This window comes from Stenotrophomonas sp. GD03819 (genome assembly GCF_029841665.1).
Lineage (GTDB): Bacteria > Pseudomonadota > Gammaproteobacteria > Xanthomonadales > Xanthomonadaceae > Stenotrophomonas > Stenotrophomonas geniculata.
Genome location: NZ_JAOCEW010000068.1, coordinates 1 through 11,185, shown reverse-complemented (window position 1 = coordinate 11,185; position 11,185 = coordinate 1). Strand labels below are relative to the sequence as shown.

The window sequence follows — 11,185 nt, the reverse complement described above, 5'->3', positions numbered from 1 at the left end:
CGCAACCGGACCCACCCCGCCGACCCACGGATAACCAGCTTTTGCTTTTGACGTTGACGTTGATTCGGCAGGTGCAGGGCTGCAAGCCCTGCCGAACATCCCCTACCTGCGGGGCACGAGCTGCTCGAGCATTTCCCAGGACTTCAGGCCGCGGGCGCCCAGGTGATGGGCCAGCACCCGCCGCATCGGCAGACGCAGGCTGGCCAGGTCGGCGGCATGGGGCTCTTCGTCGGCCGCCAACGCCAGCAGCGCCGAGCCAGTCGCCGCCGCCCGGCGTTCCCCACCGCGCTCGCTCAGCAGGCGCTGCGCGCCTTCCTGCGGATCCAGTTCGTAGCGCGCGGCCGGGTCGATCGGCTGGCCGTCGCTCGCGCTGTCCAGATCGAAACCCAGGCCCAGCGCGGACAGCAGCTCGCGTTCGAAGCGACGCAGTGTCCAGGCCAGGCCGGCGCCCACGGCCAGCCGCGCACGTGCCTCGCCGTAGGCCAGGTACAACTCAGGCAGCGGGTCCTGGCGCGGGGCCAGGCGCAGGGTCAGTTCACTCAGGTAGAAGCCGGCCAGCATCGCCTGGCCGACCAGGCGTGGCGCGGCATCAAGCGCCTCGGCACCCCGCAACTGGGCCAGTTCGCCCCGCTGCTGGGCACTGAAGCGGATCCACTGCAGCGGCTGCAGAGCAGCGCGCAGCACCTGTCCCTTGGCGGTGGATACGCCACGCGCGAGCAGGCCGATCCGGCCATGCTGCGCACTCAACACTTCGACCAGCAGACTGGTCTCGCGGTAGGCCCGTGCGTGCAGCACGAAGCCAGTGTCGTCCTCGATCATCATCGAAGCGACCGCAACGGCTTACTCGTAACCGAAGGCCTTCAGTGCGGCCTCGTCGTCGGACCAGCCTTCACGCACCCGCACCCAGGTCTCCAGGAACACCTTGGCCCCGAACAGACGCTCCATCTGCAGGCGGGACTTGGCACCAATCTCCTTCAGCCGGGTGCCGCCCTTGCCGATCACGATCGCCTTCTGGCCCTCGCGCTCGACCCAGATCACCGCACCAATGCGCAGCAGGTTGCCATCTTCAGTGAAGCGCTCGATTTCCACGGTGGTCGCATACGGCAGTTCCTCGCCGAGCTGGCGCATCAGCTGCTCACGCACCAGCTCGCCGGCCAGGAAACGCTGGCTGCGGTCGGTGATCTCGTCTTCGCCGAACATCGGCGGCGCTTCCGGCAACAGCGCCAGTACGTCGCGTACCAGTGCGTCCAGGCCGTTGCGCTTCTGCGCCGAGATTGGATGCACGGACGAGAAATCGCGGCCGGCCGTGACTTCCTGCAGGAACGGCAGCAGCGCGCCCTTGTCCTTCAGACGGTCGATCTTGTTGACCACCAGCACCACCGGGATACCGGCGTCGCGCAGCACATTGAAGGCCAGGCTGTCTTCTTCGTCCCAGCGACCAGCTTCGATCACCAGCAGGCCGGCATCGACGCCTTCCAGCGAGCCGCGCGCGGCACGGTTCATCACCCGGTTCATCGCCCGCTTCTGCACCTTGTGCAGGCCGGGGGTGTCGACCAGCACCAACTGGCCTTCCGGATAGGTGGCGATGCCCAGCAGACGATGGCGCGTGGTCTGCGGGCGGTTGGAAACGATGCTGACCTTGGCGCCGACCAGGGCATTGGTCAGGGTCGATTTGCCCACGTTCGGGCGGCCGATGACGGCCACGCTGCCGCAATGATGGGAAGTTTGTTCGCTCACTTGGAATCCAGTTGTTCTAGGACGGCTGCAGCCGCCTGTTGTTCGGCAAGCCGCCGCGAGGCGCCTTCGCCCTCGATGCTGGCGGCCGGGTCGGCTACGTTGCAGCGTACCCGGAAGTGCTTGGCGTGGTCGTCACCGGATTCTGACACCAGTTCATACTGCGGCAACGCCTTCTGTCGGGCCTGCAGCCATTCCTGCAGGCGGGTCTTGGGGTCCTTCTCGGGCCGGCCGGAGGCCGGCAGCGCCTCGATCGAAGCACTGAACCAGGGCAGTACCACCGCCCGGCAGGCCTCGAAGCCGGCATCCAGGTAGATCGCGGCCACCACTGCTTCCACCGCATCGGCCAGGATCGAGTCGCGGCGATGACCGCCGGACTTCATTTCGCCCGGGCCCAGGGTCAGCCGCTCGCCCAGTTCCAGGGTGCGCCCGATCACCGCCAGCGCGCCTTCACGCACCAGCTCGGCACGGGCACGGGTCATCGCCCCTTCGTCAGCCTTGGGCCAACGTCGGTACAACGCCTCGGCCGCCATCATGTTGACGATGCTGTCGCCGAGGAACTCCAGGCGCTCGTTGTGCGGCGCACCGGCACTGCGATGCGTCAGCGCCTGCTTGAGCAGGGCCGGGTCGCTGAAGGCATGACCAATCAGGTCGCCACGTTGGATGAATTTACTGGGCACCGCTTCGTGTCAGGTCCTGGGAAGAATCGAATTTGCCAACCACATCGAGGTTGCCGATCAGCTGACGGCGCACTTCGTAGTTGACCTTGAGGGTCCAGCCATTGTCGCGACGGTCGAACTTCACGTTGGCCGGCTTCACATTGTCCGAGTAGTTGATGTACAGGCGCTTGAAGAACAGGTCCTGGATGCGCGCCGGCTCCATGCTGCCCACGCCCGGCTCGTTGGCCAGGCTTTTCATCGCCGAGCGCACCGCGTAGTACTCCTGGTACATCGGGAACAGCTTCATGCCGATGTAGAGGAAGAAGCCAACCACGATCAGGACCGTCAGGAACGAGGTCAGGGTCATGCCACGCTGCGTGTTCATCGTCTTCATTGCGTTCTCCCCAGATACGCGTTGGATGTGAAAATACCCGGTTGATGCCCGGTCAGTTGATGCTCGAGCCGATCCGCGACGGCTCGAAGCCATCCTTGCAGAACCAGCCCTGGCAGTTCAGCCAGATCAGGAAGGCCTTGCCGCGCAGGTTCTCTTCCGGCAGCAGGCCCCAGAAACGGCCATCGTCACTGTTGTCACGGTTGTCGCCCATCACCAGGTACTTGCCGGCCGGCACGGTCCACTGGCCCTGGCCACGCGGATAGTCGGTCTCCAGCACCGTGTGGGTGCGGCCCGGCAGGTGCTCGACCAGCAGGTTGGCGCCCTCGCCCTGGCCCTTGTGGCCGGCGTAGATGCCCTTGTTGTCGTACTTCAGCGGCTCGCCGTTGAGGATCACGCCGTCGCCTTCGAAGACCACGGTGTCACCCGGCACGCCGATCACGCGCTTGATGAAATTCTCGCCCTTGGCCGGATCGTTCTCGCCATGGCCGGGGAAGTGGAACACCACCACGTCGCCACGCGAGGGCTCGCCAACCGGCACAAACTTGGTGTTGCTGATCGGCAGGCGCAGGCCGTAGGAGAACTTGTTGACCAGGATGAAATCGCCGATCAGCAGGTTCGGCATCATCGAGCTGGACGGGATCTTGTACGGCTCGGCGATGAAACTGCGCACGATCAGCACGATCGCCAGCACCGGGAAGAACGCACGCGAGTAGTCCACCAGCACCGGCTCGGAATCGAGCAGGCCGGCGCGCTGGGCGCGCCGCTTGGCAAGGTACAGCTTGTCCGCGAGCAGGATCAGGCCCGAGGCCAGGGTCAGCACGACCAGGAGGATCTCAAACAGTTTCATTCAGGGTCCTTTGCAACGTCACCGGACGACCGGCCCCGCAGGGCCGGTGCGGGCTTACTTGTTGTCCATCTGCAGCACGGCCAGGAACGCTTCCTGCGGGATCTCCACGCGGCCGACCTGCTTCATGCGCTTCTTGCCTTCCTTCTGTTTTTCCAGAAGCTTCTTCTTGCGCGAAACGTCGCCACCATAGCACTTGGCCAGCACGTTCTTGCGCATGGCCTTGACCGTGGTACGGGCGATGATCTGCGAGCCGACGGCGGCCTGGATGGCCACGTCGAACATCTGGCGCGGGATCAGGTCCTTCATCTTCTCGCACAGCTCGCGGCCGCGGCGGTCGGCATGGCTGCGGTGCACGATCAGCGACAGCGCATCGACCTTGTCACCGTTGATCAGCACATCCACGCGCACGAACGGGCCGGCGTCGAAGCGCACGAAGTGGTAGTCCAGCGAGGCATAGCCACGGCTGACCGACTTCAGCTTGTCGAAGAAGTCCAGCACCACTTCGGCCATCGGCAGCTCGTAGCTGATCTGCACCTGGCTGCCCAGGTAGTTGATGCCGATCTGGCTGCCGCGCTTTTCTTCGCACAGCTTGATGATGTTGCCGATGTACTCCTCGGGGGTGAGCACGTTGGCACGGATGATCGGCTCGCGGATCTCCTCGACCTGGTTCACCGGCGGCAGCTTGGCCGGGTTGTCCATGTTGATGATCGAGCCATCGGTCTTCAGGACTTCATACACCACCGTCGGCGCGGTGCTGATCAGGTCCAGGTTGTATTCGCGCTCCAGGCGCTCCTGCACGATTTCCATGTGCAGCATGCCGAGGAAACCGCAGCGGAAGCCGAAGCCCATCGCCTCGGAGCTTTCCGGCTCGAAGCGCAGCGCGGCATCGTTCAGGCGCAGCTTGTCCAGCGCTTCGCGCAGGTCGGGATAGTCCTCGGCATCGACCGGGAACAGGCCGGCGAACACGCGCGGCTGCATTTCCTGGAAGCCCGGCAGCGGCTTCGGTGCCGGATCGCCGGCCAGGGTCAGGGTGTCGCCGACCGGCGCACCGTGCACGTCCTTGATGCTGGCGGTGACCCAGCCCACTTCACCTGCACGCAGCGCCGGCAGCACCTTGCGCTTCGGGGTGAACACGCCGACGTTGTCGACCTGGTGGTTGCGGCCGGTAGACATCACCTGCAGCTTGTCACCGGCCTTGATCTCGCCCTGCATCACGCGCACAAGCGAGACCACGCCCAGGTAGTTGTCGAACCAGGAGTCGATGATCAGCGCCTGCAGCTTCTCGGTGTCGCGCGGCTTCGGCGGCGGAATGCGGTGCACGATCGCTTCCAGCACGTCCTGCACGTTCAGGCCGGTCTTGGCACTGACCGGCACGGCGTCGGAGGCGTCAATGCCGATCACGGCCTCGATCTCGGCCTTGGCGCGCTCGATGTCGGCGGTGGGCAGGTCGATCTTGTTGATCACCGGCACCACTTCCAGGCCCTGCTCCACGGCGGTGTAGCAGTTGGCCACCGACTGCGCTTCCACGCCCTGGGCCGCATCGACCACCAGCAGCGCGCCTTCGCAGGCGGCCAGCGAGCGGCTGACTTCATAGGAGAAGTCGACGTGGCCGGGGGTGTCGATGAAGTTCAGATGGTAGGTCTGCCCGTCCTTGGCCAGGTACGGCAGCGACACCGACTGCGCCTTGATCGTGATGCCACGCTCGCGCTCGATCGGGTTGGAGTCGAGCACCTGCGCTTCCATCTCGCGGGCCTGCAGGCCGCCACAGAGCTGGATGATGCGGTCGGCCAGCGTGGACTTGCCGTGGTCGACATGGGCGATGATGGAGAAGTTGCGGATGTTCCGCATCGAATCAGAAGACATAGGTGGCGGCGGCGCGCGGCGTCGTCAGGGTAACGGTCGATTATCGCATGCCCGGCGCCCGCCCGCGAAAACGGCCTCATCGGACCGGGTCCGGAACGGCCGAAGCCCCGCCGGGGCGGGGCTTCGGAGGAGAAGCAGGGGCCGCCGAAGCGGCCCCGGCAGGCCTTACTGGCCGGCCTTGACCGCTACGAACGCGCTGTTGCCGCTGCCGGTGCGTACCAGCAGCATCACCACGTCGCCCTTCTTGTAGCTGGACAGCGCACGGTTCAGCGCGTCCACGCTGCCGACCTGGGTGCTGGCCACCTGCAGGATCACCATGCCCGGAGACAGGCCCGCATCACGCGCGCCCTGGCCCTTGACCCCGGTGATGCGCACGCCTTCGCCCGATTCCAGGCCCAGCTGCTTGCGCTGCGGCGCGGTCAGGTCACTGACGTCCAGCCCCAGCAGGGCATTGGCGCCGGCCTGCGGCGCCGCATCGCTGTCGCCGGTGGCCGGGCCACGCGAACTGGCCTGCCCGTCTTCGGTCAGGGCGGTCAGGGTGGCGCTGAGGTCACGCGGCTTGCCATCGCGGATCACGCCCAGGGTGACCCGGCTGCCCGGTGCCATCGCGCCGATCAGCGGCGGCAGGTCGGACCAGCTGTTGACCGGCGCGCCGTTCACTGAGCGGATCACATCGCCGATCTTCACCCCGGCCCGGGCTGCAGCCGAATCCGGCACGATCTGGTTGACCAGGGCGCCGCGGCTGTCCGGCAGGCCCATCGCCTGCGCCTTCAGGCCGTCGATTTCCTGCACCACCGCGCCGAGCTGGCCGCGGGTGACCTTGCCGGTCTTCTTGATCTGCTCGACCGCACTCATCGCCAGGTCGATCGGGATCGCGAAGCTGATGCCCATGTAGCCGCCCGACGCGGAGAATATCTGCGAATTGATGCCGACCACTTCGCCACGGGTGTTCAGCAGCGGGCCACCGGAGTTGCCCTGGTTGATCGCCACGTCGGTCTGGATGAAGGGCACGTAACGCTGGTCCGGACCGCCGGTGCTGCGGCCGAGGGCGCTGACCACGCCGGCAGTGACCGAGTGATCGAGGCCGAACGGCGAGCCGATCGCGACCACCCACTGACCCGGCTTGAGGGAGTTGGAGTCGCCAACGCGCACGGTCGGCAGGTTCTTGCCGTCGATCTTCAGCAGTGCGACATCGTACTGCTGGTCGCTGCCCACCACTTTCGCGGTGAACTCACGGCGGTCACCCAGCTTGACCTTCACCTCGCTGGCATCGGCCACCACGTGGTAGTTGGTCAGTACATAACCATCGGGCGAGATGATGAAGCCCGAGCCCATGCCGCGGCCCTTGATGCTCGGGCCACCGTCCGGGCCGCCCGGGCCCTGCCCCGGCATCGGGAAATCCGGGCCGAAGAAGCGGCGGAAGAACTCCGGCATGTCATCGTCGCCGCCCATCGGGCCCCGTGAGGCCTGGCGGTTGTTGCGGACGATGGTGGTGTCGACGTTGACCACGCCAGGCCCGACCTGTTCGACCAGATTGGTGAAGTCAGGCAGGCCCGTGACCAGCGGCTGGGCCGGCGCCCGCGGCGCGGCGGCCGGCGCGGCCTGGGTCTGGGCGGCCGGAGCCGGGGCCTGCGCGCAGGCCATCAACGGCAGGGTCAGGGCCAGCAGGCCCATGGCCTGCGTGCGGAGTCGGGGAGTCATCGGACGGCAACCTCCGGATCGGATGGAAAGAGGAATACGGGCCCCGCCGACGGCGGGGCGTGAAAGCGCCCGGCTCAGTCGCGCGGGCGCGGCGGCACCGGCAGGTCGTCCTGCAGGCGCGGCTCGAACGGGTAGAACGCGGCGCCCCCGGCATGGGCCGGGAAGCTCGCATTGAGCGCGCCGCCGGCAGCGGGCGCCAGGCTGGAGCGCGGCCACGGTCGCGCCTGCAGGCCACCGACCTCACCGAACGGCATGTTGCGGCTGGCATTGGCCGGCACGGTCGGGGTCAACGGCGCCTGTGCGGCGGCCACAGCGCGTTGCGGCATGTCCTCACGCTGGGCGGCACGCGCGGCCTGCTGGCTGCGGGTAGCGCTGGCGCGACGGGTGTCCTGGCGCCGGCTGGCTGCCGCCATGGCCACTGCCGGTACACCGGCCACGGCCATTGCGGCGTTATCCACCGAGGCTTCGGTCACCGGAGCCGGCGTCGTCGGTGCCGGCGCGAGTTCGGCCTGGCTGGCGATCACCTGCGGTGCCAACGGCTCGCCCGGGGTGGCCTCCTTCAGCTTCTCACCGCCCATGAACAGGGCCACCGCCGCCACCGATGCGGCCAGTGCGGCGCCACCGCCCCAGGCCCGCCAACCACTGCGGCGTACCTGACGACGCGGCTCGGCCTGCGGCGCCGGTTCGGCGGCGATGGCGGCGGCCACGGCGGCGCTGAAGCCGGCCGGCGCCAGCGCCGACGCCTGTCCGCGCATCACGTCGCCCAGCAGCTGCCAGCGTTCCTGGCAGCCGGCCAGCTCGGGGTCGTGCTCCATCCGGCGCAGCAGGAAGCGCGCTTCATCGGCGCCCAGCTCGCCATCGACCAGGGCCGACAGCTGCTCGCGATGGCGCTGGTCCAGGCGCTGCCCGGCGGGCGATTGGTGGTTCTGCGATTCGTTGAACGGATTACTGGTCATACGCGGCTCTTCTCACGGGTGGCGCTGCCGATGTCCAACAGCGGCCGGAGTTCGGTGTCGATCGCCTCGCGCGCCCGGAAGATCCGTGAGCGCACGGTGCCGATCGGGCACCCCATTTTCTGCGCGATATCCTCGTAACTCAGGCCTTCCACCTCGCGCAGGGTGATCGCCAACCGGAGCTCTTCCGGCAGCGCGTTGACGGCCTTCATTACCGTCTGTTCCAGTTCCTGGCGCATCAACTCGCGTTCGGGCGTGTCGGTGTCGCGCAGGCGCGTCCCGCTGTCGAACTGTTCGGCATCCCCGATGTCGATGTCATCGGTCGGCGGTCGGCGATTGTGTGAAGCCAGGTAGTTTTTGGCGGTATTCACGGCGATTCGATGCAACCAGGTTGAGAACTGGGCATCGCCACGGAAACTTCCGATCGCGCGGTAGGCACGGATGAAAGTGTCCTGGGCGACGTCCTGACATTCGCTCCAGTCGGCGATGTAGCGACCGACAAGGGCCACCACGCGATGCTGGTACTTGCGCACCAGGACATCGAACGCGGCGCTCTCGCCGTGCTGCACGCGCCGGACCAGTTCCAGATCCAGCTCCTGAGGTGTATCAACATCGGCCATGAGGGGCCGCACTCCTGTCAACCCAACCGACGTCGGGCAATGAGACTGCCAATCCCGGGAAAAGTTCAGTCGCCGATCACCTGGCGCCGCACCAGCTTTTAACCACCGTTCCGTTAGCGTTCCGGTCCACGGCCATGGATCCGGGGTCGCCACTCCCCTGCTATTGGGATTTGACGCGGGGGAAACAACCTCTGGATCATAGCCGCTTCTCCATACACAACCGGATGGAACGTCCATGCTCTCAGGCTTCGATGGTCTCCGCTTCAGCCACTGGCACCCCGAGATCCGCGACGACGGCGTGGTGGTTCTCTCCCTGGATCGTCAGGACAGCAGCGTCAACGCCATGTCGCAGGACGTGCTGCTGGAACTGGGCGACCTGCTCGAGCGCATTGCACTGGACCCGCCCAAGGGCGTGGTGATCCAGTCGCTGAAGAAGGCCGGCTTCATTGCCGGTGCGGACCTGAAGGAGTTCCAGGAGTTCGACCGCCGCGGCACCGTCAACGACGCCATCCGCCGCGGCCAGGCCACTTACCAGAAGCTGGCCGAGCTGCCCTGCCCGACCGTGGCGGCCATCCACGGCCACTGCCTGGGCGGCGGCACCGAACTGGCACTGGCCTGCCGCTACCGCGTGGCCTCCAATGACAGCAGCACGCGCATCGGCCTGCCGGAAACCCAGCTGGGCATCTTCCCCGGCTGGGGCGGCAGCGCGCGCCTGCCGCAGCTGGTCGGTGCGCCGGCAGCGATGGACATGATGCTGACCGGCCGCACCTTGTCGGCCTCGGCCGCGCGTGGCATCGGCCTGGTCGACAAGGTGGTGGCGCCGGCGGTGGTGCTCGACACCGCCGTGGCGCTGGCGCTGTCCGGCACCACCCGCCCGTTCAAGCAGCGCGCGACGGCCTGGGCCACCAACACCTGGCTGGCACGCACTTTGCTGGCACCGCAGATGGTCAAGCAGGTCGCACGCAAAGCCAAGAAGGACCAGTACCCGGCGCCCTACGCGCTGATCAGCACCTGGCAGCGCAGCGGCGGCAAGCCGATCCTGGCGCGCCTGGATGCCGAACGCCGCGCAGTGGTGAAGCTGGCCAGCACGCCGACCGCGCGCAACCTGATCCGCATCTTCTTCCTGACCGAGCGCCTGAAGGGCCTGGGCGGCGGTGACTCCGGCATCCGCCACGTGCACGTGGTCGGCGCCGGCGTGATGGGCGGCGATATCGCCGCGTGGGCCGCCTACAAGGGCTTCGAGGTGACTCTGCAGGACCGCGAGCAGCGCTTCATCGACCCGGCAATGGAACGCGCACAGGCGCTGTTCGCCAAGAAGGTGCGCGACGAGAGCAAGCGCCCCGCCGTGGCCGCGCGCCTGCGTGCCGATCTGGAAGGCAACGGCGTGGCCGAGGCCGACCTGGTGATCGAAGCGATCATCGAGAACCCGGAAGCCAAGCGTGCGCTGTACCAGACGCTCGAACCGAAGATGAAGCAGGACGCGCTGCTGACCACCAATACTTCGTCGATTCCGCTGGTGGAACTGCGCGACCACATCCAGCGCCCGGCGCAGTTCGCTGGCCTGCACTATTTCAACCCGGTTGCGCAGATGCCGCTGGTGGAGATCATCCATCACGACGGCATGGCGCCGGAGACCGAGCGCCGCCTGGCCGCGTTCTGCAAGGCGCTGGGCAAGTTCCCCGTGCCGGTGGCCGGCAGCCCGGGCTTCCTGGTCAACCGCGTGCTGTTCCCGTACATGCTGGAAGCCGCCACCGCGTATGCCGAGGGCATTCCGGGCCCGGTGATCGACAAGGCCGCAGTGAAATTCGGCATGCCGATGGGCCCGATCGAACTGATCGACACCGTGGGCCTGGACGTGGCCGCAGGCGTCGGCCGCGAACTGGCGCCGTTCCTGGGCCTGCAGATTCCGGCCGCACTGCAGACGGTGGAACCGGACAAGCGTGGCAAGAAGGACGGCCAGGGCATCTACACCTGGGAAAACGGCAAGCCGAAGAAGCCGGACGTGGCCAGCGATTACCAAGCCCCGGCCGATCTGGAGGACCGCCTGATCCTGCCGCTGTTGAACGAGGCCGTGGCGTGCCTGCACGAGGGCGTGGTGGCCGATGCGGACCTGCTGGATGCGGGCGTGATCTTCGGTACCGGTTTCGCCCCGTTCCGCGGCGGTCCGATCCAGCACATCCGCGCAGTGGGAGCCGATGCGATCGTCGAGCGGTTGAAGGCGCTGCAGCAGCGCCACGGCGACCGTTTCGCCCCGCGCCCGGGCTGGGACAACCCCGCCCTGCGCGAACCGGTGATTTGAGTTTATCGGCCGGGCCTGCGGCCCGGCACCCGCAGAGGCAACCGCCGAAGCAAAAGCCAGAGCCAGAGCCGGAGCAACAGCCGGCTCTGGCTTTTCTGTTTGTTGGGCGGGGCGG

Annotated in this window: 10 protein-coding genes; 1 reads left to right on the top strand and 9 read right to left on the bottom strand. The window is 67.1% G+C overall.

Annotated elements, in window-relative coordinates:
* Positions 1-102: 102 nt before the first annotated feature.
* From recO to rpoE, 9 genes are all read right to left on the bottom strand, one after another.
* A complete protein-coding gene (recO, locus tag N5D45_RS22360; protein WP_049411152.1) occupies positions 103-822 on the bottom strand; it encodes a DNA repair protein RecO in 720 nt (239 codons plus the stop codon).
* An 18-nt stretch (positions 823-840) separates the two neighbouring features.
* The gene (gene era, locus N5D45_RS22355) at positions 841-1,737 is read right to left on the bottom strand and encodes a GTPase Era (RefSeq protein WP_057504187.1); all 897 of its coding nucleotides are present in this window, start codon (positions 1,735-1,737) and stop codon (positions 841-843) included.
* A complete protein-coding gene (gene rnc / locus N5D45_RS22350) occupies positions 1,734-2,414 on the bottom strand; it encodes a ribonuclease III (RefSeq protein ID WP_010482822.1) in 681 nt (226 codons plus the stop codon). The genes era and rnc overlap by 4 nt, the downstream gene beginning before the upstream one ends.
* Positions 2,404-2,787 (bottom strand): DUF4845 domain-containing protein, encoded by a 384-nt coding sequence (locus N5D45_RS22345; RefSeq protein WP_010482821.1) that lies wholly within the window; start codon positions 2,785-2,787, stop codon positions 2,404-2,406. The genes rnc and N5D45_RS22345 overlap by 11 nt, the downstream gene beginning before the upstream one ends.
* A 52-nt stretch (positions 2,788-2,839) precedes the next feature.
* Positions 2,840-3,634, bottom strand: a complete 795-nt coding sequence (gene lepB, locus N5D45_RS22340) for a signal peptidase I (protein ID WP_032129848.1) — start codon at positions 3,632-3,634, stop codon at positions 2,840-2,842.
* A gap of 54 nt (positions 3,635-3,688) precedes the next feature.
* A complete protein-coding gene (gene lepA, locus N5D45_RS22335) occupies positions 3,689-5,482 on the bottom strand; it encodes a translation elongation factor 4 (protein ID WP_010482819.1) in 1,794 nt (597 codons plus the stop codon).
* 180 nt (positions 5,483-5,662) lie between these two features.
* Complete coding sequence (locus N5D45_RS22330; RefSeq protein WP_010482818.1) at positions 5,663-7,198, bottom strand: DegQ family serine endoprotease; 1,536 nt, start codon at positions 7,196-7,198, stop codon at positions 5,663-5,665.
* A 74-nt stretch (positions 7,199-7,272) separates the two neighbouring features.
* Positions 7,273-8,154 (bottom strand): sigma-E factor negative regulatory protein, encoded by an 882-nt coding sequence (locus N5D45_RS22325; RefSeq protein WP_049411162.1) that lies wholly within the window; start codon positions 8,152-8,154, stop codon positions 7,273-7,275.
* Positions 8,151-8,771 carry an RNA polymerase sigma factor RpoE gene (rpoE, locus tag N5D45_RS22320; protein ID WP_010482816.1) on the bottom strand — a complete coding sequence of 207 codons (621 nt, stop codon included), beginning with the start codon at positions 8,769-8,771 and terminating at the stop codon, positions 8,151-8,153. Before rpoE ends, N5D45_RS22325 begins: the two co-directional genes overlap by 4 nt.
* Positions 8,772-9,006: 235 nt before the next feature.
* Here rpoE and N5D45_RS22315 point away from each other — a divergent pair, with 235 nt between their 5' ends.
* Positions 9,007-11,070, top strand: coding sequence for a 3-hydroxyacyl-CoA dehydrogenase NAD-binding domain-containing protein (locus tag N5D45_RS22315; RefSeq protein ID WP_228354697.1), 2,064 nt, complete (start codon positions 9,007-9,009; stop codon positions 11,068-11,070).
* Positions 11,071-11,185: the final 115 nt, after the last annotated feature.

Coding starts and splice junctions, on each gene's coding strand:
- recO (WP_049411152.1), bottom strand. CDS start 822: ATGATGATCGAGGACGACACTGGCTTCGTGCTGCACGCACGGGCCTAC.
- N5D45_RS22345 (WP_010482821.1), bottom strand. CDS start 2,787: ATGAAGACGATGAACACGCAGCGTGGCATGACCCTGACCTCGTTCCTG.
- lepB (WP_032129848.1), bottom strand. CDS start 3,634: ATGAAACTGTTTGAGATCCTCCTGGTCGTGCTGACCCTGGCCTCGGGC.
- lepA (WP_010482819.1), bottom strand. CDS start 5,482: ATGCGGAACATCCGCAACTTCTCCATCATCGCCCATGTCGACCACGGC.
- N5D45_RS22330 (WP_010482818.1), bottom strand. CDS start 7,198: ATGACTCCCCGACTCCGCACGCAGGCCATGGGCCTGCTGGCCCTGACC.
- N5D45_RS22325 (WP_049411162.1), bottom strand. CDS start 8,154: ATGACCAGTAATCCGTTCAACGAATCGCAGAACCACCAATCGCCCGCC.
- rpoE (WP_010482816.1), bottom strand. CDS start 8,771: ATGGCCGATGTTGATACACCTCAGGAGCTGGATCTGGAACTGGTCCGG.
- N5D45_RS22315 (WP_228354697.1), top strand. CDS start 9,007: ATGCTCTCAGGCTTCGATGGTCTCCGCTTCAGCCACTGGCACCCCGAG.